Source organism: Rufibacter glacialis, assembly GCF_008271745.1.
GTDB lineage: Bacteria > Bacteroidota > Bacteroidia > Cytophagales > Hymenobacteraceae > Nibribacter > Nibribacter glacialis.
Map to the genome: position 1 here is coordinate 278,675 of NZ_VKKZ01000010.1, position 24,266 is coordinate 302,940.

35 protein-coding genes are annotated in these 24,266 nt (G+C 46.9%); 33 read left to right on the top strand and 2 right to left on the bottom strand.

Annotated features, from left to right (window positions below):
- Nucleotides 1-189: 189 nt before the first annotated feature.
- The 32 genes from rplC (at nt 190) to FOE74_RS02180 (ending at nt 17,505) form a co-directional block, all read left to right on the top strand.
- Nucleotides 190-810: a 50S ribosomal protein L3 gene (gene rplC / locus FOE74_RS02025; RefSeq protein ID WP_149096931.1), complete on the top strand. Its 621-nt coding sequence runs from the start codon at nt 190-192 to the stop codon at nt 808-810.
- Nucleotide 811: 1 nt separating this feature from the next.
- On the top strand, nt 812-1,444 hold the full coding sequence (gene rplD, locus FOE74_RS02030) for a 50S ribosomal protein L4 (RefSeq protein ID WP_149096932.1): 633 nt from the start codon (nt 812-814) through the stop codon (nt 1,442-1,444).
- Nucleotides 1,444-1,731, top strand: a complete 288-nt coding sequence (gene rplW, locus FOE74_RS02035) for a 50S ribosomal protein L23 (protein WP_123127728.1) — start codon at nt 1,444-1,446, stop codon at nt 1,729-1,731. Before rplD ends, rplW begins: the two co-directional genes overlap by 1 nt.
- Nucleotides 1,732-1,743: 12 nt before the next feature.
- On the top strand, nt 1,744-2,568 hold the full coding sequence (gene rplB, locus FOE74_RS02040) for a 50S ribosomal protein L2 (RefSeq protein WP_149096933.1): 825 nt from the start codon (nt 1,744-1,746) through the stop codon (nt 2,566-2,568).
- A 3-nt stretch (nt 2,569-2,571) separates the two neighbouring features.
- On the top strand, nt 2,572-2,850 hold the full coding sequence (gene rpsS / locus FOE74_RS02045; RefSeq protein ID WP_048919303.1) for a 30S ribosomal protein S19: 279 nt from the start codon (nt 2,572-2,574) through the stop codon (nt 2,848-2,850).
- Complete coding sequence (gene rplV, locus FOE74_RS02050; RefSeq protein ID WP_149096934.1) at nt 2,850-3,236, top strand: 50S ribosomal protein L22; 387 nt, start codon at nt 2,850-2,852, stop codon at nt 3,234-3,236. The genes rpsS and rplV overlap by 1 nt, the downstream gene beginning before the upstream one ends.
- Before the next feature lie 5 nt (nt 3,237-3,241).
- Nucleotides 3,242-4,045: a 30S ribosomal protein S3 gene (gene rpsC, locus FOE74_RS02055; RefSeq protein ID WP_062543984.1), complete on the top strand. Its 804-nt coding sequence runs from the start codon at nt 3,242-3,244 to the stop codon at nt 4,043-4,045.
- Nucleotides 4,046-4,071: 26 nt separating this feature from the next.
- Entirely contained in the window at nt 4,072-4,494 is a 423-nt protein-coding gene (gene rplP, locus FOE74_RS02060) for a 50S ribosomal protein L16 (RefSeq protein WP_062543985.1), read from the top strand.
- A gap of 2 nt (nt 4,495-4,496) precedes the next feature.
- Nucleotides 4,497-4,691, top strand: coding sequence for a 50S ribosomal protein L29 (rpmC, locus tag FOE74_RS02065; protein WP_062543986.1), 195 nt, complete (start codon nt 4,497-4,499; stop codon nt 4,689-4,691).
- Nucleotides 4,692-4,702: 11 nt separating this feature from the next.
- Nucleotides 4,703-4,960 carry a 30S ribosomal protein S17 gene (rpsQ, locus tag FOE74_RS02070; protein ID WP_149096935.1) on the top strand — a complete coding sequence of 86 codons (258 nt, stop codon included), beginning with the start codon at nt 4,703-4,705 and terminating at the stop codon, nt 4,958-4,960.
- A gap of 1 nt (nt 4,961) precedes the next feature.
- Nucleotides 4,962-5,330, top strand: coding sequence for a 50S ribosomal protein L14 (gene rplN / locus FOE74_RS02075; RefSeq protein ID WP_149096936.1), 369 nt, complete (start codon nt 4,962-4,964; stop codon nt 5,328-5,330).
- A 20-nt stretch (nt 5,331-5,350) separates the two neighbouring features.
- Entirely contained in the window at nt 5,351-5,674 is a 324-nt protein-coding gene (gene rplX, locus FOE74_RS02080; RefSeq protein WP_149096937.1) for a 50S ribosomal protein L24, read from the top strand.
- A gap of 1 nt (nt 5,675) precedes the next feature.
- Entirely contained in the window at nt 5,676-6,227 is a 552-nt protein-coding gene (gene rplE / locus FOE74_RS02085) for a 50S ribosomal protein L5 (RefSeq protein ID WP_149096938.1), read from the top strand.
- A gap of 4 nt (nt 6,228-6,231) precedes the next feature.
- On the top strand, nt 6,232-6,501 hold the full coding sequence (gene rpsN / locus FOE74_RS02090; RefSeq protein WP_062543991.1) for a 30S ribosomal protein S14: 270 nt from the start codon (nt 6,232-6,234) through the stop codon (nt 6,499-6,501).
- A gap of 86 nt (nt 6,502-6,587) precedes the next feature.
- Entirely contained in the window at nt 6,588-6,986 is a 399-nt protein-coding gene (rpsH, locus tag FOE74_RS02095; protein WP_149096939.1) for a 30S ribosomal protein S8, read from the top strand.
- Nucleotides 6,987-6,996: 10 nt separating this feature from the next.
- Entirely contained in the window at nt 6,997-7,551 is a 555-nt protein-coding gene (gene rplF, locus FOE74_RS02100) for a 50S ribosomal protein L6 (RefSeq protein ID WP_149096940.1), read from the top strand.
- An 8-nt stretch (nt 7,552-7,559) separates the two neighbouring features.
- Complete coding sequence (gene rplR / locus FOE74_RS02105; protein ID WP_149096941.1) at nt 7,560-7,913, top strand: 50S ribosomal protein L18; 354 nt, start codon at nt 7,560-7,562, stop codon at nt 7,911-7,913.
- 4 nt (nt 7,914-7,917) lie between these two features.
- On the top strand, nt 7,918-8,436 hold the full coding sequence (gene rpsE / locus FOE74_RS02110) for a 30S ribosomal protein S5 (RefSeq protein WP_149096942.1): 519 nt from the start codon (nt 7,918-7,920) through the stop codon (nt 8,434-8,436).
- A gap of 2 nt (nt 8,437-8,438) precedes the next feature.
- Complete coding sequence (gene rpmD, locus FOE74_RS02115) at nt 8,439-8,618, top strand: 50S ribosomal protein L30 (RefSeq protein WP_149096943.1); 180 nt, start codon at nt 8,439-8,441, stop codon at nt 8,616-8,618.
- A 1-nt stretch (nt 8,619) separates the two neighbouring features.
- A complete protein-coding gene (rplO, locus tag FOE74_RS02120; RefSeq protein WP_149096944.1) occupies nt 8,620-9,066 on the top strand; it encodes a 50S ribosomal protein L15 in 447 nt (148 codons plus the stop codon).
- Nucleotides 9,067-9,069: 3 nt separating this feature from the next.
- Nucleotides 9,070-10,395, top strand: coding sequence for a preprotein translocase subunit SecY (gene secY / locus FOE74_RS02125; RefSeq protein WP_149096945.1), 1,326 nt, complete (start codon nt 9,070-9,072; stop codon nt 10,393-10,395).
- Nucleotides 10,396-10,398: 3 nt separating this feature from the next.
- Nucleotides 10,399-11,169 carry a type I methionyl aminopeptidase gene (gene map / locus FOE74_RS02130; RefSeq protein WP_149096946.1) on the top strand — a complete coding sequence of 257 codons (771 nt, stop codon included), beginning with the start codon at nt 10,399-10,401 and terminating at the stop codon, nt 11,167-11,169.
- A gap of 3 nt (nt 11,170-11,172) precedes the next feature.
- The gene (infA, locus tag FOE74_RS02135) at nt 11,173-11,391 is read left to right on the top strand and encodes a translation initiation factor IF-1 (protein WP_048919321.1); all 219 of its coding nucleotides are present in this window, start codon (nt 11,173-11,175) and stop codon (nt 11,389-11,391) included.
- Between the two features lie 4 nt (nt 11,392-11,395).
- A complete protein-coding gene (gene ykgO, locus FOE74_RS02140; protein ID WP_071885446.1) occupies nt 11,396-11,512 on the top strand; it encodes a type B 50S ribosomal protein L36 in 117 nt (38 codons plus the stop codon).
- A gap of 10 nt (nt 11,513-11,522) precedes the next feature.
- On the top strand, nt 11,523-11,900 hold the full coding sequence (gene rpsM, locus FOE74_RS02145; protein WP_149096947.1) for a 30S ribosomal protein S13: 378 nt from the start codon (nt 11,523-11,525) through the stop codon (nt 11,898-11,900).
- A 10-nt stretch (nt 11,901-11,910) separates the two neighbouring features.
- Nucleotides 11,911-12,303 (top strand): 30S ribosomal protein S11, encoded by a 393-nt coding sequence (gene rpsK, locus FOE74_RS02150; RefSeq protein WP_066832394.1) that lies wholly within the window; start codon nt 11,911-11,913, stop codon nt 12,301-12,303.
- A gap of 21 nt (nt 12,304-12,324) precedes the next feature.
- The gene (gene rpsD / locus FOE74_RS02155; RefSeq protein ID WP_149096948.1) at nt 12,325-12,930 is read left to right on the top strand and encodes a 30S ribosomal protein S4; all 606 of its coding nucleotides are present in this window, start codon (nt 12,325-12,327) and stop codon (nt 12,928-12,930) included.
- A gap of 38 nt (nt 12,931-12,968) precedes the next feature.
- The gene (locus tag FOE74_RS02160) at nt 12,969-13,958 is read left to right on the top strand and encodes a DNA-directed RNA polymerase subunit alpha (protein WP_149096949.1); all 990 of its coding nucleotides are present in this window, start codon (nt 12,969-12,971) and stop codon (nt 13,956-13,958) included.
- A 68-nt stretch (nt 13,959-14,026) separates the two neighbouring features.
- Nucleotides 14,027-14,551 (top strand): 50S ribosomal protein L17, encoded by a 525-nt coding sequence (rplQ, locus tag FOE74_RS02165; protein ID WP_149096950.1) that lies wholly within the window; start codon nt 14,027-14,029, stop codon nt 14,549-14,551.
- A 78-nt stretch (nt 14,552-14,629) separates the two neighbouring features.
- Nucleotides 14,630-15,742, top strand: a complete 1,113-nt coding sequence (gene carA, locus FOE74_RS02170; protein ID WP_149096951.1) for a glutamine-hydrolyzing carbamoyl-phosphate synthase small subunit — start codon at nt 14,630-14,632, stop codon at nt 15,740-15,742.
- Nucleotides 15,743-15,758: 16 nt separating this feature from the next.
- Nucleotides 15,759-17,036 carry a phosphopyruvate hydratase gene (gene eno, locus FOE74_RS02175; RefSeq protein ID WP_149096952.1) on the top strand — a complete coding sequence of 426 codons (1,278 nt, stop codon included), beginning with the start codon at nt 15,759-15,761 and terminating at the stop codon, nt 17,034-17,036.
- A 166-nt stretch (nt 17,037-17,202) separates the two neighbouring features.
- A complete protein-coding gene (locus tag FOE74_RS02180) occupies nt 17,203-17,505 on the top strand; it encodes an FtsB family cell division protein (RefSeq protein ID WP_149096953.1) in 303 nt (100 codons plus the stop codon).
- A 676-nt stretch (nt 17,506-18,181) separates the two neighbouring features.
- On the opposite strand, the gene hscA is transcribed toward FOE74_RS02180, so the two are convergent.
- Together hscA and FOE74_RS02190 are read right to left on the bottom strand one after the other, a co-directional pair.
- Entirely contained in the window at nt 18,182-20,041 is a 1,860-nt protein-coding gene (gene hscA, locus FOE74_RS02185) for a Fe-S protein assembly chaperone HscA (protein ID WP_149096954.1), read from the bottom strand.
- Nucleotides 20,042-20,736: 695 nt separating this feature from the next.
- Nucleotides 20,737-23,169, bottom strand: a complete 2,433-nt coding sequence (locus FOE74_RS02190; protein ID WP_149096955.1) for a zinc-dependent metalloprotease — start codon at nt 23,167-23,169, stop codon at nt 20,737-20,739.
- Nucleotides 23,170-23,365: 196 nt separating this feature from the next.
- Between FOE74_RS02190 and FOE74_RS02195 the strand changes: the two genes are divergently transcribed.
- Entirely contained in the window at nt 23,366-24,079 is a 714-nt protein-coding gene (locus tag FOE74_RS02195; RefSeq protein ID WP_149096956.1) for a CPBP family intramembrane glutamic endopeptidase, read from the top strand.
- Nucleotides 24,080-24,266: the final 187 nt, after the last annotated feature.

Below are 24,266 nucleotides of genomic sequence, written 5' to 3' on the forward strand. Positions count from 1 at the left end.
AAAGGAATTAATAGGGAAGGGCTTTGGTTAGTTTCCTGCTTTGGAAGAGGATCCTATGGAATTCCCTTAGTATCTGAAAACAAATAATTTAGAATAGCTTGTAAAACAAGAATTAAATATAGAACTTTGCACTCCCGAAATGAACCCTATCTGGGGTTATAATATTAATTGTTTAAATAAAAAAGTAGAATGCCTGGAATTATCGGTAAGAAAATCGGAATGACAAGCCTCTTCACTCCTGAAGGGAAGAGCGTGGCCTGTACTTTGATTCAAGCAGGACCATGCGTAGTAACTCAGGTTAAGACGCAGGACACAGACGGCTACACAGCTGTTCAGCTTGGGTACGGAGAGAAAAAGGTTAAACGAGTAAGCAAGGCGCTTGCCGGACACTTTGCAAAAGCCAATACCACTGCTAAGAAAAAATTAGTAGAGTTCAGATTGGAAGATGTAGCTTCTTACTCTTTGGGTGACGAAGTAAATGTTACCTCCTTTGAAGAAGGTGAATTTGTAGACGTGGTAGGTACTTCTAAAGGAAAAGGTTTCCAAGGAGTAGTGAAACGTTACAACTTTGCTGGGGTTGGTGGACAAACCCACGGCCAGCACAACAGAGCAAGACACCCTGGTTCAATTGGTGCCTGCTCATGGCCTTCAAGAGTATTCAAAGGAATGCGCATGGCAGGTAGAATGGGTGGTGACCGTGTGAAGGTGCAGAACCTGCGCGTGTTACGTGTAATGCCTGAGCAAAATTTACTTGTAGTTAGCGGATCTATCCCAGGCGCTAAAAATTCATTTATTGTAGTTGAGAAATAAGATGGAGCTATCAGTTTTCAATAGTAAAGGGGAAGATACCGGAAGGAAAGTAACCCTTCCAGAATCTGTGTTTGGCATTGAGCCAAATGAGCACGCCATGTACCTGGATGTTAAGCAGTATTTAGCCAACCAGCGTCAAGGAACCCACAAATCAAAAGAGCGCGCTGAAGTAGCAGGTTCTACCAAGAAGATCAAGCGTCAAAAAGGTACTGGTGGCGCCAGAGCTGGTTCTATGAAATCACCAGTGTTTGTTGGTGGTGGCCGTGTGTTTGGACCAAAGCCAAGAAACTATAGCTTCAAATTGAACAAGAAGCTGAAGTCTTTAGCCAGACTTTCTGCTCTTTCTCAATTGGCCAAAGATGAGCGTCTGGTGTTAGTGGATAACATCACCATTGATACTCCAAAGACAAAGACGTTTGCCGCTATCCTGCAAGGTTTGAAAGTTGGAGAAAGAAAAACGTTGATCGTTACCAAAGAAGCTGATACCAATGTGGTTCTGTCAAGCAGAAACCTGTCAAAGGTAAAAGTAGCTACTCCTGGTGCTTTGACAACTTATGACTTGTTGAACGCAGATAAAGTAGTTTGTTTAGAGGCATCTCTTTCTGTTTTTGAAGAAATTTACACATCGAAATAATGAGTATCCTGAAAAGACCATTATTGACTGAGAAGCTTACCGCTTTGAATGAAGTAGGTAAATATGCTTTTGAGGTTGATAGAAAAGCCAATAAGATTGAGATCAAGAAAGCGATCCAGTCACGTTACGGGGTAACGGTAGAGAAGATCTCTACCATGAGAACCCAAGGAAAATTGAAGTCCCGAAACACCAAATCAGGTGTGGTAACCGGACGTACAGTATCCTCTAAGAAGGCGATTGTTACTTTGAAAGCAGGGGAAGTAATCGATTTCTATAGCGGAATATAAGCAACTAAGAGAATGGCATTAAGAAAACTAAGACCGACAACACCAGGTCAAAGATTTAGAATTGCGCCGGCCTTCACTGAAATCACGAAGAGCGAGCCTGAGAAATCTTTGTTGGCATCCAAGAAAAAATCTGGTGGACGCAACAATTCAGGAAGAATGACCATGCGCTACACAGGCGGTGGTCACAAGCAAAAGTTCCGTATCATTGATTTCAAAAGAACCAAATACGGCGTTCCTGCAACTGTGAAAGCGATTGAGTACGATCCAAACAGAACAGCGCGTATTGCCTTGTTGTTCTATGCAGACGGCGAGAAAGCTTATATGATTGCCCCAGCAGGCTTGGCTGTAGGTGCAACAGTAGTATCTGGACCTGGAGTGGCTCCTGAAGTAGGTAACGCATTGCCTCTGTCAGACATTCCGTTGGGTACCATTGTACACAATATTGAGTTAGCTCCTGGCCAAGGTGCTGTAATGGCAAGAAGCGCCGGTTCATATGCCCAGCTTGTTGCCCGCGAAGGCCGTTATGCTACCCTTAAATTGCCTTCCGGTGAGATGAGAATGGTTCTGGTTAACTGTATGGCCACCGTAGGGGCCGTATCTAACGCTGACCACATGAACGTGAAGCTTGGAAAAGCTGGACGTAGCAGATGGATGGGTATCAGACCAAGAGTAAGAGGTGTTGCCATGAACCCTGTAGATCACCCAATGGGCGGTGGTGAAGGTAAGTCATCTGGAGGTCACCCAAGATCACGCAATGGTCTGTACGCCAAAGGTCAGAAGACTAGAAACAAAAATAAATTCTCTGAGAACCTGATTGTTAATAGAAGGAAAAAATAAGTAATGGCAAGATCATTAAAAAAAGGGCCTTATATTGACTACAGGCTCGATAGAAAAGTACAGACAATGGATGAGTCTGGGAAAAAAGCGGTGATCAAGACTTGGTCACGTCGTTCCATGATCTCTCCTGATTTCGTAGGTCACACGTTTGCAGTACACAACGGAAATAAATTCATTCCTGTGTATGTAACAGAAAACATGGTAGGTCATAAATTAGGTGAATTTGCTCCTACCAGAAACTTCAGAGGCCATATTGCTAAGAAAGATAAAGGTAAAAGATAATGGAAGCGGTTGCTAAATTAAACAATGTACCAAGCTCACCACGTAAGATGAGATTGGTAGCGAACTTAATCCGTGGTAAAAGAGTTACCCAAGCTTTAGGTTTATTAAAATTTACGCCTAATTCCGGCGCTCCTAAATTGGAGAAACTTCTTTTGTCTGCTTTATCTAACTGGCAAGCAGCTAACGGAGATGCCCGTATTGAGGATGCTAATCTATATATCAAAGAGATTAGAGTAGATGAAGGAAAGATGCTGAAGCGCCTGCGTCCTGCACCCCAGGGCCGTGGCCACAGAATCAGAAAAAGATCTAACCACGTTACCCTTGTGATTGATTCAAAGGTGGAAGTGGAGACAGTTGAAACATCTACCTCTAACGAAGCCAAATAGTTAAAATGGGACAAAAAGTTAATCCAGTAGGCCTAAGACTAGGTATTGTTAAAGGCTGGGACTCTAATTGGTTCGGAGGAAAGGATTTCGCTGATAAACTGATCGAAGACGAGAAGATCCGTAAATATATCCTTGCCCGTATCCCAAAAGGAGGTATATCAAAAATCATCATTGAGAGAACCCTTAAGCGCATCACCATCACCATCAACACAGCCCGTCCAGGCGTGGTGATTGGAAAAGGTGGCCAGGAGGTTGATAAAATCAAAGAAGAGCTGAAGAAAATCACCAGCAAAGATGTTCAAATCAACATCTTTGAAATTAAGCGCCCTGAACTGGATGCGAAATTGGTTGGTGAGTCAGTAGCGCAGCAATTGCAGGCTCGTATCTCTTTCAGAAGAGCTATGAAACAAGCCATTGCCTCTGCCATCAGAGTGGGTGCTGAAGGAATCAAGATTCAGGTTTCTGGCCGTTTAGGCGGTGCTGAGATGGCTCGTACAGAGCATTACAAAGAAGGACGTACTCCTTTGCATACTTTGAGAGCTGATATTGATTATGCTTTGTCAGAAGCTCAGACCGTTTACGGTAAACTGGGTATCAAAGTGTGGATCTTCAAAGGAGAAGTATTCGGTAAGCGTGACTTATCTCCTAATGCTGGTCAACAAAGTGGTGGTCAATCTGCCGGTCCTCGCAACGAAAGAGGCGAGAGAGGTGGAAACGATCGCGGCGACCGTAGAGACAACAACCGCAACAAGCGCCCAGGTGATGGAAACCAGAAGCGTAGCGGTGGTGGACCTAACAAGCGCAAGTAGTTGTTCAATTTTTAGGAATTTAAGAAATGTTACAGCCGAAAAGAACTAAATATAGAAAGATGCAAAAAGGCCGGGTTACCGGTCTTGCGCACAGAGGGAGCACAATCTCCTTTGGATCTTTCGCCATCAAATCATTAGAAGCTTCTTGGATCACTGCCCGTCAGATTGAAGCTGCCCGTATCGCTATGACACGTGCCATGAAACGGGAAGGCCAAGTATGGATCCGTATATTCCCTGACAAACCTATCACCAAGAAACCTGCAGAGGTACGGATGGGTAAGGGTAAAGGATCTCCAGAGTACTGGGTAGCCGTGGTAAAACCAGGTACCATCATGTTTGAATCTGATGGAGTGTCGCTAGAAGTAGCTCAAGAGTCTTTACGACTGGCTGCTCAAAAGCTACCAGTGAGAACTAAATTTGTAGTACGTAGAGATTACGTTGAGAAATAGTCATGAAGCAATCAGAAATTAAAGCTCTTTCACTCAATGAAGTGAAAGAGCAACTTACAACAGAGAGAAACAACCTGGTAAACTTACAGTTTGCGCATGCTATCTCTCCCCTAGAGAATCCATCCAGAATTAAGCTTACAAGAAAAACCATCGCCAGGCTAGAGACGCAACTGCGCTCTCTGGAGCTCAATGGCTAAGATAGAAAACCATGGAGACGAGAAATCTAAGAAAAGAAAAAACTGGACGCGTGGTAAGTAACAAGATGGACAAGTCCATCACGGTTATTGTGGAAAGCAAAGTGAAGCACCCCATCTACGGGAAATTTGTTTCCAAGTCCAAGAAGTTCATGGCCCATGATGAGAAGAATGAATGCGGTATCGGTGATACAGTACGCATCATGGAAACCAGACCGTTGAGCAAGAATAAATGCTGGCGCTTAATTGAAATCGTAGAAAGAGCTAAATAAGATGATACAACAAGAATCAAGACTTACTGTTGCTGATAACAGCGGAGCAAAAGAGGTTCTGTGCATCCGGGTATTGGGTGGAACAGGAAAAAAATACGCCTCTGTTGGTGATAAAATTGTTGTTACCGTAAAATCTGCTCTTTCCTCAGGAAATGTAAAGAAAGGAACTGTTCACAAAGCTGTGATTGTTCGCACGAAGAAAGAAGTTCGTCGTAAAGACGGTTCTTACATTCGTTTTGACGATAACGCTGCTGTGTTATTGAACAACAACGATGAGCCACGTGGTACACGTATCTTTGGGCCAGTAGCCCGTGAGCTTCGTGAAAAACAGTTTATGAAAATTGTTTCTTTGGCTCCTGAAGTAATTTAAACACGAGAAGAGAAAACAAGATGTCAAAGCATAAACTTCATGTGAAAAAAGGCGACACTGTAAAAGTGATCGCGGGTGATGATAAAGGCAAGACGGGTATTATTACTTCTGTGCTTACTGATAAGCAAAAGGTAGTAGTGGAAGGTCTTAACCAGGTATCAAAGCACCAGAAACCTAGTGCTAAAAACCCGAACGGTGGTATTGTGAAATTAGAGGCTCCTATCCATGCCAGCAATGTGATGGTAGTTGAGCCTGCTACCAATGTTGCCACTAGAACCGGTAAGAAGCTGAACGATGATGGTAAGCTTCAACGTTATTCCAAAAAAACTGGAAACTTAATCTAACATGGCAGCCAGACTTAAAGAGAAATATTCAAAAGAAATTGTGCCTGCATTGAAAGAGAAATTTCAATACAAGAGCATAATGCAAGTGCCAAGAATTACCAAAATCAGCATCAATAGAGGTATTGGGAATGCTGTGGCTGATAAGAAATTGGTGGATATTGGGGTTGATGAACTTACCATCATTGCCGGCCAGAAAGCGGTGCAAACCAAAGCTAAAAACTCTATCTCTAACTTCAAGTTGAGAGAAGGTATGCCTATTGGTGCGCGCGTGACCTTGCGTGGCGAGAGAATGTATGAGTTCCTTGATCGTTTGGTAACCATTGCTTTGCCACGGGTACGTGACTTCAAAGGTATCAGCGACAAAGGCTTTGACGGCCGCGGTAACTATACCTTAGGGGTAAAAGAGCAAATCATTTTCCCAGAGATCAGCATTGATAAAATCAAATCAATTGCTGGTATGGACATCACTTTTGTAACCACAGCTGCTACTGATGAAGAAAGCCTGGAGTTATTGAAAGGCTTTGGTTTACCATTCGCAAATTTAAAGAAATAAGATAATGGCTAAAGAATCAGCAAAAGCAAGAGAGCTTAAGAGACAAAAAATGGTTGCCAAATATGCAGCCAAAAGAGCTCAACTAAAAGCTGCTGGCGATTATGAAGCTCTAGATAAATTGCCAAAAGACGCTTCTCCAGTACGGTTGCACAACAGATGCAAATTGACCGGAAGACCAAGAGGCTATATGAGGAAGTTTGGCATCTCTCGCGTTACCTTCAGAGAGATGGCTTCCGCCGGCAAGATTCCTGGGGTAACGAAGGCTAGTTGGTAATTATTACTCCTACCATTATTATAGTTAGGAAAACATTAGTATCTTTGCGGCTCCTTAAAAAGAGCGGAATCTAAAATTATAGTCTAATGCATTCAGATCCGATAGCAGATTATTTAACTAGACTACGGAATGCCATCAAGGCAAATCACCGGGTAGTTGAAATTCCGGCTAGCAATATCAAAAAGGAATTAACCAAGGTTCTTTACGAAAAAGGTTATATTCAGAGTTACAAGTTCGATGATAGTTCAGTTCAGGGCACTATTAAAATTGCCTTGAAGTATGATCCCGCTACTAAGCAGTCTGCTATCGTGAAGCTTGAGAGAGTCAGTAAGCCGGGACTCCGTAAATATGTGCATCTTGATGAGATGCCACGTGTGTTGAACGGGTATGGCGTGGCCATCCTGTCCACCTCTAAAGGTGTCATCACAGACAAAGAGGCCAAAGGCCTTAATGTAGGTGGTGAAGTATTGTGTTACGTGTATTAATTAAGAAGAGATGTCGCGGATAGGAAAACTGCCAATCACGCTCCCACAAGGTGTAGAGGTGTTGGTTAACCAGGATAACCTGGTTACAGTGAAAGGGCCTAAAGGTTCTCTTTCTTCACAAGTTGATACGGACATAACTGTTGCTATTGAGGATGGGGTACTTACAGTATCTCGTCCAACAGAGCAGAAGAGACACAAAGCACTTCACGGTTTATACCGTTCTATCATCAACAACATGATTGTTGGCGTTAGCACTGGTTATAAACTTTCTTTGGAATTGATAGGAGTTGGTTTTAAAGCCACTACTGTTGGCCAGAATTTAGAGCTTGCGTTGGGTTATTCACATAACATTTACGTTGGTTTGCCTCCTGAGATCTCTGCTGTTGCAGTAACTGAGAAAGGTAAAGCTCCTGTTATTACCTTAGAGGGTATTGATAAGCAGTTGATTGGCCAGGTGGCTGCCAAGATTCGCTCCTTACGGAAAGTTGAGCCTTACAAAGGCAAAGGTATCCGGTTCGTGGGTGAGGTTGTTAGAAGAAAAGCTGGTAAAACTGCTTCTAAATAAGAAAGAAAATGGCATTCGATAAAGCAAAAAGAAGACTGAGAATCCGTCGTAGCATCCGTAACAAGGTGTCAGGAACAGCTCAGCGTCCACGTCTGTCTGTATTCAGAAGCAATAAGTCTATTTATGCGCAGCTGATTGATGATGTGAATGGTATTACATTAGCAAGTTCTTCATCTTCTACCATAGAAGGAGAAAGCACTACAAACAAGAGTGCTGCTTCTACCTCAGTAGGCCGTGATATAGCAGCTAAGGCTCTGGCAAAAGGAATCACTGAGGTGGTTTTTGACAGAGGCGGTTACCTGTACCATGGTCGTGTTAAATCATTAGCAGATGGGGCTCGTGAAGCGGGTTTAAAATTCTAAGAAGATGTCTAAATTAAATATCAGAAGCATTAAAGCAAGCGAGATAGAACTCAAAGAACGAGTTGTTGCTATCAATCGGGTTGCTAAAGTAGTGAAAGGTGGTAGAAGATTCAGTTTCTCTGCCATTGTGGTGGTAGGCGATGGAAACGGAGTAGTTGGATACGGCTTAGGCAAGGCAAACGAAGTGACTGATGCTATTGCCAAAGGTATTGATGACGCCAAGAAGAACCTTGTTCGTGTACCTATGTACAAGCATACGGTTCCTCATCCAATGGAAGGCAAATTCTCTGGTGGTTTTGTATTGATCAAGCCAGCTGCTCCAGGTACTGGAGTTCTAGCCGGTGGTGCAATGAGAGCCGTTTTAGAGAGTGCTGGTATCAAAGATGTATTAGCAAAGTCTAAAGGGTCTTCCAACCCTCACAACGTGGTGAAAGCAACTTTTGATGCCTTGTCTAAGATGCGTGATCCATTGGTAGTTGCTCAGCAACGCGGTATTAGTTTACAACGTGTATTCAACGGGTAGTCATGGCAAGTGTAGAAATCACCCAGATCAAAAGCATTATTGATCGTCCTGAAAGACAGAAGCAGACCATTAAGGCGCTGGGTCTTGGCAAGATCAATAAGACGGTAACGAAAGAGTTGACCCCTCAGATCGCAGGTATGGTTAACCGTGTACAACATTTAGTATCGATTAAGGAGGTCTAAAATGAACTTAAGTAATTTAAAACCTGCTGAAGGTTCTGTAAAGAACCGGAAGAGAATTGGTCGCGGTACCGGTTCTGGTAGAGGAGGTACTTCTACCCGTGGACATAAAGGAGCTAAATCTCGCTCAGGATACTCATCCAAAGCAGGTTTTGAAGGTGGTCAGATGCCATTGGTACGCCGTGTGCCTAAATTCGGTTTCAAGAACATTAACCGGGTTGAATATACAGCGGTAAATCTTGATGTACTTCAAAATTTAGCTTCTAAAGCTGGAAATGCTGTTATTGACTTTGCTGTATTCCGTGAAAACGGCTTAGCTTCAAAGAATGATAATATCAAGATTCTTGGAAGAGGCGAAGTTACTACTGCCATTGAGGTGCATGCCCATGCGTTCTCTCAGGCTGCAGTAGAGGCTATTGAAAAAGCAGGCGGCAAGGTAGTGACTCTGTAACAGATGAAGAAGCTGATTTCTACTCTTAAGAATATTTTTGCGATTGAAGATTTGCGAGTTAGAATCCTAAATACTTTAGGATTCATCGCAATTTTCAGGTTAGGTTCTTATGTAGTTTTACCCGGTATTGATCCCAATCAGTTAGGAGGTGACTCAACAGGAATCTTAGGCTTATTAGATGCCTTTCTAGGTGGAGCATTTAGCAATGCATCCATTTTTGCGTTGGGGATCATGCCTTACATCTCTGCTTCTATCGTTCTACAGCTTCTAACCATTGCGGTTCCTTATTTCCAGAAATTGCAAAAAGAAGGAGAATCTGGCCGTAAGAAAATCAATCAGTACACCCGGGTATTAACCATTGTTATCACCCTGGCGCAATCAGTGGGCTTCCTGGCCACCATTAACGCTGATGCGATTGATCCTTCTGTTGCCGGTCCTCTCTTCACTATCTCTTCCATGATTATCCTTACCGCAGGAACCATGTTCTGTATGTGGTTGGGAGAGAAGATCACCGATAAGGGCATAGGTAACGGTATCTCCATGTTGATCATGATTGGTATTGTTTCCAGACTCCCCGGTGCTTTGGTAGGAGAGGCAATGGCCTTAGGTTTAGGTCGTGCCTTGATCTTCATCCTGGAATTGATCATTCTTTTCTTCGTAGTTATGAGTGTAGTAATGCTTACTCAGGCTATTAGAAGAATACCTGTACAGTATGCTAAGCAAGTAGGTGGAAGCGCTTCCTTGCAAGCTGGTCAAAGACAATTCATTCCTCTGAAGGTGAACGCCGCAGGGGTAATGCCTATCATCTTTGCCCAATCTCTGATGTTCTTGCCGGGTATGGTGGCTTCTTTCTGGAGAAATGAAAGTGATTTGGCCAATGAGATTGGTAACGTCTTTTCAGACTATACCTCCTGGCAATACAATTTATCCTTTGCAGTTCTTATCATCATCTTTACCTTCTTCTATACCGCCATCAGTGTGAATCCTAACCAGATTTCTGATGATTTGAAAAGAAGCGGTGGATTTGTTCCCGGGGTGAAACCTGGTTTGGCTACTTCTGAATTCATTGATGAAGTGTTGACCAGAATCACATTACCAGGGGCTATCTTCCTAGCCTTTATTGCTATTCTTCCTTCTATTGCCATGTTATTTGGCATAACCAGAGAGTTTGCTGCTTTCTTTGGCGGTACTTCTTTGATTATCTTAGTAGGGGTGGTATTAGATACGCTGAACCAAATTGAAAGCTATTTGTTGATGCGCCATTATGATGGAATGATGAAATCTGGTAAACTCAGAGGTCGTTCAAAAAATATAGCGGTTGCTTCCTAAGGAATGATTATTTATAAGACCGAAGAAGAAATCGAGCTTATCAAAGAAAGTGCTAACATCCTCAGCCAGGTACACGGCGAAATAGCCAAGTATGTTGCTGAGGGTGTTACTACCTTAAAGTTAGATTCCATTGCTGAGGAATTTATTTCTGATCACGGTGGTTCTCCTTCTTTCAAGGGATATAACGGATTCAAACATAGTCTTTGCATTAGTTTGAACTCTGAAGTGGTACATGGTATACCTAGCACGTATGCTCTACAGTCTGGAGATGTTGTATCTATAGACTGTGGAGTTTTTTTTAAGGGTTTCCATAGTGATAGTGCCTATTCCCACCCGGTAGGCGATGTTGCACCAGAGGTTCTTGATTTACTGGCCCGTACCAAAGAGTCTTTGTATAAAGGCATTGAATGGGCCGTGGCAGGAGCCAGAATTGGGGATATTGGCCATGCCGTCCAAACCCATGTGGAGCAATTTGGATATGGGGTGGTTCGTGAACTGGTAGGGCATGGATTAGGCCGCAGCTTACATGAAGGTCCGGAAGTTCCTAATTACGGGAAAAGAGGGCAGGGTATGAAATTGCAGGAAGGTCTAGTACTGGCAATTGAGCCTATGGTCAACTTAGGCTCAAGGCATGTGGTTCAGGAAAATGATGGTTGGACTATCAGAACCCGTGATAAAAAGCCTTCTGCGCATTTTGAACATACGGTAGTGGTTCGGAAAGGCAAAGCAGAGATTTTAACTACTTTTGATTACATAGATAAAGCACTAAACTAATACATGGCTAAACAGTCTTCCATCGAACAAGACGGTACCATCATTGAGGCACTATCCAATGCAATGTTTCGGGTAGAATTAGAAAATGGCCATCAAGTTATTGCTCACATCTCCGGAAAGATGCGGATGCACTACATCAAAATTCTTCCTGGTGACAGAGTAAAATTGGAAATGTCTCCTTACGACCTTAGTAAAGGCAGAATAGTTTACAGATACAAATAAACAGATGAAAGTAAAAGCGTCAGTTAAGAAGCGCAGTGAAGACTGCAAGGTGATCAGACGTAAAGGGAAGCTTTACGTGATCAACAAGAAGAATCCACGTTATAAACAAAGACAAGGTTAATTTTTAAAACATGGCTAGAATAGCAGGAGTTGATATTCCAGATAACAAAAGAGGCGAGATCGCTTTGACTTACATCTACGGCATTGGCCGTAAGGCGTCACAGTCTATTTTGGTGAAAGCTGGGGTGGATCTTGACAAGAAAGTGAAAGATTGGAGCGAGGAAGAAGCGGGTGAAATCCGTAACGTCATTGCTACTGAGCACAAAGTTGAAGGTGTTCTTCGTTCTGAAGTTCAATTGCACATCAAGCGTTTGATGGACATTGGTTCTTATCGGGGTCTACGTCACAGAAAAGGTTTACCAGTAAGAGGTCAGAGAACTAAAAACAACTCTAGAACCAGAAAAGGTAAGCGTAAAACTGTTGCAAACAAGAAGAAGGCATCTAAATAATTAAACGACAATGGCTCAGAAAAGAAAAGATAAAGCCAAGAAGCGCGTGGTTGTGGTGGAGCCTGTTGGTCAGGTACACATCAAAGCTTCTTTCAACAATATTATTATCTCTGTTACCAACATCAACGGCCAGGTAATCTCCTGGGCTTCTGCTGGTAAAATGGGATTCAAAGGGTCTAAGAAAAATACTCCTTACGCTGCCCAGATGGCTGCTGCCGATTGCGGTAAAGTAGCTTACGAGGCCGGCTTGAGAAAGGCTGAAGTTTTTGTTAAGGGCCCAGGTGCAGGACGTGAGTCTGCTATCCGGACTATGCAAAACGTAGGTATTGAAATCACTTCTATCAAAGACGTGACTCCACTTCCTCACAACGGATGTCGTCCTCCAAAACGCAGAAGAGTTTAAGGATATTATTTAGTATTAGAAATGGCAAGATACACAGGCCCCAAGAGTAAAATCTCTAGAAGATATAACGAACCAATTTTTGGACCTAGCAAAGCCTTAGCTAAAAAAGCTTATGGTCCAGGTATGCATGGTCGTGGTCGGAGAAAAAAGCAATCTGAATACGCGATCCAGTTGATGGAGAAGCAGAAAGCCAAATACATCTACGGTGTGTTGGAGCGTCAGTTTGCCAATTTATTTGACAAAGCAGCCCGTAAACAAGGTATCACTGGTGAGAACTTACTTGCTTTACTAGAGGCAAGATTAGATAACACCGTGTATCGTTTAGGAATTGCCCCCACAAGACGTGGTGCGCGGCAATTAGTGAACCACAACCACATTCTTGTGAATGGTGACGTGGTGAACATCGCTTCTTACACCCTGCGTCCTGGTGATGTAGTAAGTGTACGCGAAAAATCAAAATCATTAGAAGCTATTACACACAGCCTTGCTGGCCGTAATGCTCGTGCGTTTACTTGGTTAGAGTGGGATGGCGGCCTGATGGCTGGTAAATTCATCTCTAATCCCCAGCGTGATCAGATCCCTGAGAAAATCCAGGAGCAGCTGATTGTAGAGCTTTACTCTAAGTAATACCTTCTAAGTTAAGTGTCAACCTTAAACCAGCAATCATGTCAATATTAGCCTTTCAAATGCCAGAGAAAGTCGTGATGGAGAAATCCGATGACTTTAATGGGCAATTTGAATTTAAGCCGCTAGAAAAGGGCTATGGTGTAACCATTGGGAATGCGCTGAGAAGAATTCTTCTCTCCTCATTGGAGGGATATGCCATCTCCAGCATCCGTGTTCCTAGTGTGCTCCATGAGTTCTCTACCATTGAAGGTGTGGTTGAAGATGTCTCTGAAATTATCCTGAACCTGAAAATGGTTCGGTTCAAGAAAATTGGTGACCTGGTTGATGATAAAATCACCGTTAGCATCAGCAAGCAAGATACCTTCACAGCCGGAGACATCAACAAGTTCTCTGGTTCTTTTCAGGTGTTAAACCCTGAGTTGGTAATTTGCCACCTTGATCCTGAATCTTCCTTTGAAATTGAATTAACTGTTCAAAAAGGGAGAGGATACGTTCCTGCTGAGGAAAACAGACCTGCAGATCAGGTTTTTGGCCAGATCGCGATTGATGCTATTTTCACGCCTGTAAAGAATGTGAAATATAGCGTTGAGAACACGCGGGTAGAGCAGAAAACTGACTACGAGCGTCTCTTGCTTGAAATCACGACAGATGGATCCATCCATCCGGAAGATGCGTTGAAAGGTGCTGCCAATATCTTGATCCAGCATTTCATGCTTTTCTCTGACAACACCATGACGTTTGAAACTGTGAAACCTGAAGAGGAAGAAGCAGTAGATGAGGAAATGCTGCATATGAGAAAGGTGTTGAAGACTCCTTTGCATGACATGGATTTATCTGTACGTGCCTACAACTGCCTCAAAGCAGCTGATATCAGAACCTTGGGTGACCTGGTGCAACTAGATCTTTCTGATATGATGAAATTCCGTAACTTCGGGAAGAAATCATTGACAGAGTTAGAGAACCTAGTGCAAGAAAAAGGTCTTACCTTTGGCATGGATATCGCCAAATACAAATTAGAAGAAGATTAGTAATCCTACGGCATAATTCCCGATCCCGTAAAGGTTGATCGACGGTATGCACGTGCACAATCAAAAAAATGAGACACGGTAAAAAGAACAATCACTTAGGTAGGACTGCTGCCCATCGTGCCGCTATGCTTTCAAACATGGCTGCCTCGCTTATTCTTCACAAGCGCTTAGTTACTACTGTTGCGAAGGCGAAAGCCCTTCGTAAGTATGCTGAGCCTTTGTTGACCAAAGGAAAAAGCGACACCACGCACTCTCGTCGTACAGTTTTCTCTTATCTTCAGAGCAAAGAGGCGGTGAAAGAGTTGTTTGATGGTATTGCTGGCAAAATCGCTAACCGTCCGGGAGGTTACACTCGTATCCTTAAAACAGGAACCCGTCTTGGTGACAACGCAGAGATGTGTATCATTGAGCTGGTTGACTACAATGAGGATATGTTGAGCACTACCGGTACATCTACTGCTGGAAAAGCTAAAACCAGACGTCGTTCTTCAGGTAAGAAAAAAGAAGAGGGTCAGGCTACTACTGACACTCCTGCTTCTTCAACTGAAGGAACAGCAGCCGCTGGTTCTGCAGATACACCATCAGCAGAATAACAAGAATGCAATAATTAATGAAAAGGGATACGAGATTACTCGTATCCCTTTTTTATTTTTGCCACATATCTAATCCGAATGAAGCTTCACACAACAACTGATGCAGTATTGGTGCTGGAAGACGGCACCGTGTTCCAAGGGAAAAGCCTTGGGAAAATAGGAACCACCGGCGGGGAAGTCTGCTTTAACACCGGAATGACAGGGTACCAGGAAATTTTCACCGATCCTTCCTATTATGGTCAGATTGTGATTACCACCGTGTCACACGTGGGCAATTACGGGGTTCAACCAGAGGAAGTAGAATCTGGCAACATTCAGATCAAAGGGTTGGTGTGCAAAGAATTCTCGCACCATTTCTCGCGTAAAACCGCCGAAGGCTCTTTACAAGAGTATTTTGAAAAGGCGGGTATTGTGGGCATCTGTGAAATTGACACCCGGGAACTGGTAAGGCACGTGCGCGATAAAGGCGCCATGAATGCCATCATCTCCTCAGACAATGCCGATGTGGAAGATCTGAAAAGGCTGCTCAAAGAAGTCCCTTCCATGGATGGCCTGGAGCTTTCCTCCAAGGTTACTACCCTTGAGCAGTATGATCTGCCCGTGGAAAACAGGAGGTTCAAAGTGGCCGTGCTGGACTTGGGTGTAAAACGCAATATCCTCAATAACCTTACCAGTAGAGGCTGTGAGTGCCGCGTTTTCCCCTATGGTACTACCTTTGAAGAAATGGAAGCCTGGGGCCCGGATGGCTATTTTATCTCCAATGGCCCTGGTGACCCTGCCGTGACCAATGAAGCGGTGAGAAGCGTGGAGCAGATCCTGGCGGTAGAGAGACCTATGTTTGGTATTTGCATGGGACACCAGATCCTGGCGCAGGCCAACGGTATTCCTACCTATAAGATGCACAACGGCCACCGTGGGCTTAACCACCCCGTAAAGAACCTGATTACGGGTAAAAGCGAGATCACCTCGCAGAACCACGGGTTTGCCGTAGATGCTGACGCAGTTAGAAACCACCCTAATGTGGAGATCACGCACATCAACCTGAATGACAATACCGTGGAAGGTATCAGAATAAAGAACAAACCTGCGTTCTCTGTGCAGTACCACCCAGAATCCTCACCAGGGCCTCATGATTCTGAGTACCTGTTTGACCTCTTCGTGGAGATGCTGGAGAAAGAAAAGAATTCCTAACTCAAACTAGAACCATATGAGCTTAATTGAAGACATCAAAGCCCGCCAGATATTTGACTCCCGCGGCAATCCTACAGTAGAGGTAGACGTGATCACCCAAAACGGTATCGTGGGCCGGGCAGCTGTTCCCTCAGGTGCCTCTACGGGCAAGCACGAAGCCGTAGAACTGCGTGACGACGATAAGAGCATGTTCATGGGCAAAGGCGTGCTGCAAGCCGTGCAGAACGTGAACACTATCATTGCTGATGAACTGGTGGGGTTCAGTGTTTTTGAGCAAAGCCTCCTGGATAAGATCATGATTGAGATTGACGGCACCCCTAACAAAGCCAAGTTAGGAGCCAATGCGATCTTGGGTGTTTCTTTGGCCATAGCCAAAGCCGCTGCCAAAGAAGCAGGTCAGTCGTTGTACCGGTACGTAGGAGGCGTGAATGCCAATACTCTTCCGGTTCCCATGATGAACATCCTGAATGGTGGTAGCCACGCTGACAACTCTATTGACTTCCAGGAGTTCATGGTGATGCCCGTAGGTGCTTCTTCTTTCTCAGAGTCTTTGCGTTGGGGAACTGAGGTGTTCCATCACCTCAAGAACGTACTGAAGAAAAAAGGCATGTCTACGAACGTAGGCGATGAAGGTGGTTTTGCGCCTAACATTGGCTCTAACCAGGAAGCCATTGAGGTAGTCTTGCAAGCCATTGAGGCTGCTGGCTACCGCCCGGGCGAAGACTTCATGATTGCCATGGATGCCGCGGCTTCTGAGTTCTATGATGCCTCAACCGGCCATTACCACTTCAAGAAATCTACCGGCGACAAACTAACCTCTTCAGAGATGGTAGATTTCTGGACTGACTGGTCTAAACGCTACCCCATCATCTCTATTGAAGATGGCATGGACGAAGACGACTGGACTGGCTGGAAGTCTTTGACGGATTCTATTGGTCATACCACCCAATTGGTAGGCGATGACCTGTTTGTAACCAACGTGACCCGCTTGCAGCAGGGCATTGACCAGAAGACGGCTAACGCCATCCTGATCAAGGTAAACCAGATTGGTACCTTAACCGAGACCATTGATGCCATCAACTTAGGCCGCAGAAACGGCTATAAGAGCATCATGAGCCACCGTTCCGGGGAGACCGAAGACAATACCATTGCAGACCTAGCCGTGGCCTTGAACACCGGTCAAATCAAGACAGGCTCTGCCTCTCGTTCAGACCGGATGGCTAAATACAACCAATTGCTCCGTATTGAAGAGGAATTGGGTGAGGTAGCCTACTTCCCGGGCCGGAACATGTAATTTGCCTGAGAAGCCAATCTGGCTGCGGCTGTTTTGAATCCGTTTTTTAGAAAACAGGACAAAAACTGAAATTGCATAATTGATGGGCTTCTTGTGCAGATACCTTCTGGAAACTTTGTAAATTCATGGCGGCAAGCAAACACTTGCCGCCATTTTTTGTTTTCCTATGTTAGCACGCGTCCCTAAATTCTTCCGGAACTTCTATTTCCTGACCAGTCTGGCCTTTCTGGTATGGATGTTCTTCTTTGACTCCAATGACTTCGTGACCCAGTTCCAGACCAGCCGCAAGCTGAACATCCTGGAAGAGGAGCGCGACTATTACCTGGAGAAGATTGCCGAGGTGCAGAAAGACCGGAAAGAACTCATGAGTAACCCCGAACTGCTGGAGAAATTCGCCCGGGAAAAATACCTCATGAAAAAGCCCACCGAGGAACTCTACCTCATTGTGGAGAAAGAGGAAGAAAAGTAAGCTACTTGTACCCCATAAAGCAGAACGCGCCGCCCTGGAAAGAGTGGCGCGTTCTGCTTTAAATAGCTTTATGAGAAGTTTTTAGCCTGTTTTTCATAAAAAACCTTGTAATAAATCTTTCTTATAATGGACCTTCCCTATGATCAACTTCTCTTTTAATCAATCTTCCTTATAAACAGCCAATCGTCTCCTTTCTAATTTGTCGTACTGATCCATTCTATTTCCATTCCTGTAATCCGCCATTGTTGGTGTTCCCAGGGGCCAACAATACAGACGCAGACGCCTTTCCGCTTGCTGGTGAAAACACGCAGCAAGGGCCTGGGTACTTTCATTTGACTTTACTAAACAGATTCAAAGTATTCTATTAACAGCCAAGCTTCTCTTTTTCTAATTTGTCGTATTGTCCATTCTATTCCCATTCCCATTTCTGTCATCCTGAAAGGATCTTGTGGGCGAACTAGAAATGCGTGAAAGAAGCCTTGCTACCGTTCGCTACCAAGATCTTTCCAAGATAACATTAGGGTTTTTGAGCCTGGTTCTCAGAAAAGTAGCCGGAAACACTATTCAGTTTAATCGTAAAAACGCCTCCCTTGAAAATAAAAGAGCGCCTTACTGGGTAAGGCGCTCTTTGGCAAATTGTTTAAGCCGACTTTTCTGAAAACAGCCTCAAAACAGGCTACTCAATCTTTTTGCCGGTCATGGCTTTCTTGATGGAGATCTGCATGACGCGCTCCGCGAACGGGCTGGTTTGCTCCTCCAGCACATCTACCGCTTTCAGGATAGTGTCTTTATCGCCGGTAGGCAGTACTTCTCGCAGGCGCTGCACGTTTTGGCGGGTGAGTTCTATCTCCTCTGGGCTAAGGTGCTCGCCGTTCTTCTCCACGAAGCGTTCAACCTGATAGAGCATCTGCTCAGCGGTAGTGCGGGCCTCAATGACCATGCGAGTTGACACGTCTTCGCGAGCGTGGGTGATGGAGTCCATGAGCATCTGCTCTACCTGCTCATCGGTGAGGCCATATTGCGGTTTCACCTCCACTTCCTGACGGACGCCAGAGCGTAACTCAACAGCTTCTACTTTCAAGATACCGTCGGCGTTCAGGATGAAGTTCACATCTACCTTCGGGAAACCAGCGGGCATGGCCGGGATTCCTCTCAAGTCAAACTCGGCCAGTTTTCGGTTTTCTTTTACCAAATCGCGCTCGCCTTGGTACACCGAGATCTTCATGTTCACCTGCCCGTCTACGGAGGTGGTGTACTGCCGGCCCGCCTTGGTGGGGATTTTGGAGTTACGCGGAATGATAGAGTCCATCAAACCGCCCATGGTTTCAATGCCCAGGGTAAGCGGTGTCACGTCCAGGAGCAGGATGTCTTTGCGGTTCCCGGCCAGTACATCGGCTTGGATGGCCGCACCCAAGGACACTACTTCGTCGGGGTTCAGGTCATTGTGGGCCGGTTTCCCGAAGAAGTCAGACACGGTCTGATATACCAACGGCACCCGGGTAGAACCCCCCACCATGATCACGGTGTCCATCTGCTCGGGCTGCAACCCGGCGTCTTTCAGCGCCATCTGACAAGAGGCCATGGTACGGTCAATGATGGGCGTGATAAGCGTGTCAAAGGTGTGGCGGTCCAGCTTCAGTTCTATGCCGTTCAATTCTGCTTTGAATTTCTCCTGTTGGCTCAGGGCTTTCTTCGCCTCCTCGGCCTTTAGCCGGAGGGCCTGCGCAGCATTGGGGTCCAGGGCCACCAGATCAGCTAGAAGTCTGTTTTGACGGGTCCAGAATTCGAGGATCTCGCGGTCCATGTCATCGCCGCCCAGGTAGGTGTCACCGTGGGTAGAGAGCACTTCAAAGATTCCCTGGTGGATTTTCAGGATAGAGATGTCAAACGTACCGCCGCCCAGGTCATACACAGCAATGGTTTTCTCCTCATTGGGGTCTAACCCGATGCCGTAGGCCAGGGAAGCCGCTGTAGGCTCGTTCACAATGCGCAAGACCTCCAAGCCGGCCAGTTTACCGGCATCACGGGTAGCTTGGCGCTGAGAGTCGTTAAAATAGGCAGGAACGGTGATCACCGCCCGGTTCACCGGGGTTTTGAGGGCGTGTTCAGCGCGGGCGCGGAGTTCCTTCAGGATTTCGGCGCTCAGCTCAATAGGGGAATAAAACTTGTCCTGCACCCTGATCTTTACCAGGCCCTCAGAATTGTCGTCAATGACTTTATAGCCAAAAGAATCTTTGTGGTTGCCCAGGTCCTGGTATGATTTGCCCAGTAGACGCTTCACGGAGTAAATGGTGTTGGCCGGGTCCGTGAGCAGGTACTCTTTGGCAGCATCGCCCACCAATACCTCACCGGCACTGGAGAAATGGACCACTGAAGGGACAATGGTTCCCAGTCCCAGGTCATTGATGGCAATGGGCACATGGTCTTCAGGGTGCATATACGCCACCAGACTATTGGTGGTACCAAGGTCAATGCCCACAATCACTTCCTCTTTCTGGATAGAAGCGGTGGTTAAGTTTATTGCTATTTTAGCCATGGTGTCAGTTTTTTGGAAGAGCCCGCAGGCCCCTAAGGCAAAAGTACGAAGAAATAGCCTCTTAAAGGGGTACGGTTTCCTGGGGGATAGGTGGCGGAAGAAAGGAGAGATTCCTGACAGGGTAGGAGTGCGTTTTCAGGCATGTTTGGAGAAAGGAGGCCGGAAACCAATTCCGTAGCGTCGTTACACCGTAACGACGAGTGCCTATAGAACAGAAACGCCTCCCGTAGAAAAGACCTTTCCCCAAGGCAATGTTGCAAAGGCCATTTGTGAGGGAAAGAAACGGTTCTGCCCTGTAGAACCACGTCGTTACGGTGTAACGACGCTACGTTTCCGTTTTAGGCCTCCTTTCTTAAAACGAAGCCGAGAACAGGTTGCAAAGATCCTATTCGTGCGTAGCCAAACCTTGTCTCATTAATGAAAATTCTCTTTGGGGAATAGTGATGCATTCCGTCTGCTTTTGAAAGGGGGTAGGGTGATGACGGGGCCGCGAAAGAACCGCCCCACCTCCGCTAAGCGCAAGGGCAACCACAAGGGATTGCCCCTACAAGTATTCCTGCAACGCCATGCTCTGCAGTAATAATCATCCCTGTTCCCTTCCAAGGGAGACGAAAAATCTTCATCAGTTAAAAAATATCCCACTCCAATTAGAAGTGGGATAATGGCGTGTTTTCAGGAAAACAACTAAGAAAACCCTATTCACAGCCAATAGGTGCCATGCTACCAATGGGAGCGCCGGGCGGGAGGTCTTTGTGCAGTTGCGGTTTGGCCTCTACTGGTTTTAGGAGACGGTTCAGGGCCAGGAGGGCGTTGGCTTTCACGCCTTCGTCTGAGGACTTGGCTAGTTTCTTGGCGTGTTTCTCCAGTTGGTTCAGGTGCAACAGGGCGGTGCCCCGCACCGAATAAGCGGCGTTCTCATCCTGCGAAAGGGCCATCAGGTGCGTGAGTACCAGTTGCTGGGTGAGCAGTTGCGTCTGGCCCTCCAGACCAGAGGCACGTTTGGCGTTCCAGGTTTGGTCAATGATCTTGTCCAGTACTTCGTCAAGGCCTAGCTTGCTTCCGCGGGCTTTCAGTTCTACCAGACGCGCCGCACGCTCTGGGTGGAACAGAAAGGAAAGGGTGAAATCTGCCGAGGCCTCCGCGGCGGCCAGTGGGTCAAAGGTGAGGCCGGTGCGCTTGTCAAACAGCTCACGGGTAGGAGACCAACCCGCCGGGCGGGGCGGAATGGCGGCTATGATTCTTTCCGGCAGAGCCAGGACTTGGGGCTGTAAAGTAGCTAGCAACGCATCAAGGGCTTGCTGTTGCTCGGCCTCAGGTACCAGGGCGGTGACCAGTTGCCCGTCGCCGCGGGAGGCATAGGTGTAGTTGAGGCCGCCTACTACCTTGGCAGCGGCTTCCACCTGGTAGCGGTGGTAATTGTAGATAGGAACCAGTAGGTCTTCCAGCAGGGCCATGGGCACACCCGGCTTTATGTTGTTTTCGCCGAACCGTTCCAGCGCTTTCTTTCTTATCGCCAGTACATGGTTCAGTTCATCAGCGGCGTTGGGGCCATTGTCCCAGAGGTGGGCCTGCGGATGCGCCCCGCCGGGAGCCCGGGCATCCCGGTCAGAGATGAACTGCAAGCCCCGTTGATATCCTTCGCGCAGTAACTGGTCCAGTTTGGCCTGTTCATCGGTGCCCGAAGGGAAATGCTGGTACCCATAGGCCACCGCCAGTTTGTCCCATTCCCCAATGCCCACGGCATAGGCGTCTGACAGGTCTAGCTGGCCGCTGGCGGTCAGTTTCACGCTAGGGTGGGGGTAGTCCATGACCGAGGCGCGGTTGCTCACGCTGGCCGCGTAATTGTGCATGATGCCCAAGGTATGCCCCAGCTCATGCGCCGACAACTGCCGGAGCCGCGCCAGCGCCATTTTCATCATCTCGGGGTTGGCTGGTTTGCCTTCTTCATAAGGCGCCAACAGCCCTTCGGCAATGAGAAAGTCCTGCCGTACGCGTAGCGAGCCCAAACTCACGTGGCCTTTGATGATCTCCCCGGTGCGCGGATCTGTGACCGAGGCGCCATACGACCAGCCCCGGGTGCTGCGGTGCACCCACTGGATCACGTTGTAGCGCACATCCATGGGGTCCGCATCAGCGGGCAGGATCTCCACTTGAAAGGCGTTTTTGTACCCGGCGGCCTCAAACGCCTGGGCCCACCAGCGGGCGCCTTCCAGCAACGCGGTTCTGATAGGCTCCGGTGCGGCATGGTCCACGTAATACACAATGGGTTTCACCGCTTCAGACACCGGGGCAGCCGGGTGCTTTTTCTGTAGCCGGTGCCGGGCAATGTAGCGCTTTATGATGGGCTGGTCCACAGGCGTGCTGAAGTCCATGTACTCAATGCCGAAGTAGCCAGCCCGTGGGTCCATGGGCCGGGGCGTATAGTTTTTATCTGGTAACTGAATAAACGAATGGTGCTGGCGCAGGGTGATGGCTTGCGCCGAAGGGGTTACGCTGCGCACGAACCCACCGGCATCTTCGCCGCCCACAAACGTAAGGGTAGTCTCAAACTCAGAGTTCTGCGGAAAGTTCCTAGTGCGGGGCAAATACATCACCGACCGGGAAGGATCAAGCCGGTAAGAGCCCTGGCGGCTACGGCGAATGCTGCCTACCACATCATGGGCATCTCTTAACAGGAATTCGGTGGCGTCTACCAATACCCGGTCTCCCTCCGTGGCCTCCACCTTGAATCCCCACAACGCCGACTGCGCGAATGACTGCGCCACGGCCTGTTCCTCCGCGGGGTTGCCGTTCATGGCGCGGTACCTTTGGTTGGGTTCAATGAGCAGCACCTTAGGCCCCACCTTCTGGAAATACACCACATGCTCACCGCCCAACTGGCCACGGTCCAGGCCGATGTCATTGGACCCCAGCCCGGCCGCCAGCGAGCTCACGTACAGGAACGGCTGATCCAGCTTGTCAATCTCCAGCAGGATTCGGCCCGTGGCCTCGTCCCAGTAAAAAGGGAAGTAGCCGCTGAACTTCTGCATACCGGCTACTTTAGCGGCGATGCCTGTAGGTTTGTTTTGCGCCCAGATTTGGGAAAATGCCAAGAAAGTGAAGAGAAAGGTGAGTAGCGTTTTACGCATAATTTTAAAGAAATAAGCCTGAAACAGAATGCACTGGATAAGGTAGTCATTTTGTAACATAGGGCCAAGGCTATGTTTGAGGGAAGTGCTTTACCTTATCTGGTTCAAAGGTGGGAACCTGGCTGACGTAATATTAGAATAGGTATATATTTGCAGGAACCCTGCTATTACCTCACCCTCTTATCTTTCTTAAGGGATGCCTCTTGTTCAAACCACCTCGCCCGCTCGTACCAGAAGCCGCTCCTGGAGGGCCATTTTCAGCGGATACCTGGCCTTGGCTCTCACGTACCATGCTGCAGAGTATGCCATGCGTTTCCATCAACATATTCCGCTGTTTTTGGGGTTGATGCTAGCTGTTATTCCGGTGGGGTATATGGTGGGCCGGTTACAGGGGTTTCAGGGGCTCAGCGTTTGGGGCTTGCAGTTCAACCGGAAGTATGCGCTCCTGCTGGCAACTGGATTGGCCCTGGGGCTGCTGGTGAATGGCCTGGCGTTTGCTCTCCGGCTGTGGCTGGGTATTGAGGTAGTAACGTTTGTGCCAGATTTCCCTAACCTGGTCAGCCAGACGTTGCTGTTTGCGGTGGGTACCTTTCTTCCCTCTTTGGCCGAAGATATAGTAACAAGAGGCTACCTGTTCGGTCATTTGCAAGGGCGATTGAGCAAGTGGGGGTTCGTGCTTGTTTCTTCCACCCTCTACGTCCTGAATCACCTCTATTCCTTTGATAATGGTTTCCCTGCTTTGGCCTATCTATTTGCAGTAGGCATTATGCTGGCGATCCCGCTTCTGTACACCAGAAACTTATGGTACACCGTAGGTGCGCATGGGCCGGCAATATTATATATCGCCTGGGGCAGGATGTGCTTACCGTGGAAGAGGGGCCTTCTACCTTCTCTGGCCTTTGGGTACTGACCATCTTTGTGCTGCTTTTTGCGGTAGTGAATTACTGGGGGAGCAGGAAGACGGGTAGAAGAATAAGATGACGTCTGTTCCTTTATCCTTGGTCTATGACAGCCCTGATTAGGAGATGCCTCTGGTGCTGGAATTCTTATCTTTATCCTGCTTGTTCAGCCCCATCCCCTAAATTAGGAACCTAGGC

Coding starts and splice junctions, on each gene's coding strand:
- rplC (WP_149096931.1), top strand. CDS start 190: ATGCCTGGAATTATCGGTAAGAAAATCGGAATGACAAGCCTCTTCACT.
- rplD (WP_149096932.1), top strand. CDS start 812: ATGGAGCTATCAGTTTTCAATAGTAAAGGGGAAGATACCGGAAGGAAA.
- rplW (WP_123127728.1), top strand. CDS start 1,444: ATGAGTATCCTGAAAAGACCATTATTGACTGAGAAGCTTACCGCTTTG.
- rplB (WP_149096933.1), top strand. CDS start 1,744: ATGGCATTAAGAAAACTAAGACCGACAACACCAGGTCAAAGATTTAGA.
- rpsS (WP_048919303.1), top strand. CDS start 2,572: ATGGCAAGATCATTAAAAAAAGGGCCTTATATTGACTACAGGCTCGAT.
- rplV (WP_149096934.1), top strand. CDS start 2,850: ATGGAAGCGGTTGCTAAATTAAACAATGTACCAAGCTCACCACGTAAG.
- rpsC (WP_062543984.1), top strand. CDS start 3,242: ATGGGACAAAAAGTTAATCCAGTAGGCCTAAGACTAGGTATTGTTAAA.
- rplP (WP_062543985.1), top strand. CDS start 4,072: ATGTTACAGCCGAAAAGAACTAAATATAGAAAGATGCAAAAAGGCCGG.
- rpmC (WP_062543986.1), top strand. CDS start 4,497: ATGAAGCAATCAGAAATTAAAGCTCTTTCACTCAATGAAGTGAAAGAG.
- rpsQ (WP_149096935.1), top strand. CDS start 4,703: ATGGAGACGAGAAATCTAAGAAAAGAAAAAACTGGACGCGTGGTAAGT.
- rplN (WP_149096936.1), top strand. CDS start 4,962: ATGATACAACAAGAATCAAGACTTACTGTTGCTGATAACAGCGGAGCA.
- rplX (WP_149096937.1), top strand. CDS start 5,351: ATGTCAAAGCATAAACTTCATGTGAAAAAAGGCGACACTGTAAAAGTG.
- rplE (WP_149096938.1), top strand. CDS start 5,676: ATGGCAGCCAGACTTAAAGAGAAATATTCAAAAGAAATTGTGCCTGCA.
- rpsN (WP_062543991.1), top strand. CDS start 6,232: ATGGCTAAAGAATCAGCAAAAGCAAGAGAGCTTAAGAGACAAAAAATG.
- rpsH (WP_149096939.1), top strand. CDS start 6,588: ATGCATTCAGATCCGATAGCAGATTATTTAACTAGACTACGGAATGCC.
- rplF (WP_149096940.1), top strand. CDS start 6,997: ATGTCGCGGATAGGAAAACTGCCAATCACGCTCCCACAAGGTGTAGAG.
- rplR (WP_149096941.1), top strand. CDS start 7,560: ATGGCATTCGATAAAGCAAAAAGAAGACTGAGAATCCGTCGTAGCATC.
- rpsE (WP_149096942.1), top strand. CDS start 7,918: ATGTCTAAATTAAATATCAGAAGCATTAAAGCAAGCGAGATAGAACTC.
- rpmD (WP_149096943.1), top strand. CDS start 8,439: ATGGCAAGTGTAGAAATCACCCAGATCAAAAGCATTATTGATCGTCCT.
- rplO (WP_149096944.1), top strand. CDS start 8,620: ATGAACTTAAGTAATTTAAAACCTGCTGAAGGTTCTGTAAAGAACCGG.
- secY (WP_149096945.1), top strand. CDS start 9,070: ATGAAGAAGCTGATTTCTACTCTTAAGAATATTTTTGCGATTGAAGAT.
- map (WP_149096946.1), top strand. CDS start 10,399: ATGATTATTTATAAGACCGAAGAAGAAATCGAGCTTATCAAAGAAAGT.
- infA (WP_048919321.1), top strand. CDS start 11,173: ATGGCTAAACAGTCTTCCATCGAACAAGACGGTACCATCATTGAGGCA.
- ykgO (WP_071885446.1), top strand. CDS start 11,396: ATGAAAGTAAAAGCGTCAGTTAAGAAGCGCAGTGAAGACTGCAAGGTG.
- rpsM (WP_149096947.1), top strand. CDS start 11,523: ATGGCTAGAATAGCAGGAGTTGATATTCCAGATAACAAAAGAGGCGAG.
- rpsK (WP_066832394.1), top strand. CDS start 11,911: ATGGCTCAGAAAAGAAAAGATAAAGCCAAGAAGCGCGTGGTTGTGGTG.
- rpsD (WP_149096948.1), top strand. CDS start 12,325: ATGGCAAGATACACAGGCCCCAAGAGTAAAATCTCTAGAAGATATAAC.
- FOE74_RS02160 (WP_149096949.1), top strand. CDS start 12,969: ATGTCAATATTAGCCTTTCAAATGCCAGAGAAAGTCGTGATGGAGAAA.
- rplQ (WP_149096950.1), top strand. CDS start 14,027: ATGAGACACGGTAAAAAGAACAATCACTTAGGTAGGACTGCTGCCCAT.
- carA (WP_149096951.1), top strand. CDS start 14,630: ATGAAGCTTCACACAACAACTGATGCAGTATTGGTGCTGGAAGACGGC.
- eno (WP_149096952.1), top strand. CDS start 15,759: ATGAGCTTAATTGAAGACATCAAAGCCCGCCAGATATTTGACTCCCGC.
- FOE74_RS02180 (WP_149096953.1), top strand. CDS start 17,203: ATGTTAGCACGCGTCCCTAAATTCTTCCGGAACTTCTATTTCCTGACC.
- hscA (WP_149096954.1), bottom strand. CDS start 20,041: ATGGCTAAAATAGCAATAAACTTAACCACCGCTTCTATCCAGAAAGAG.
- FOE74_RS02190 (WP_149096955.1), bottom strand. CDS start 23,169: ATGCGTAAAACGCTACTCACCTTTCTCTTCACTTTCTTGGCATTTTCC.
- FOE74_RS02195 (WP_149096956.1), top strand. CDS start 23,366: ATGCCTCTTGTTCAAACCACCTCGCCCGCTCGTACCAGAAGCCGCTCC.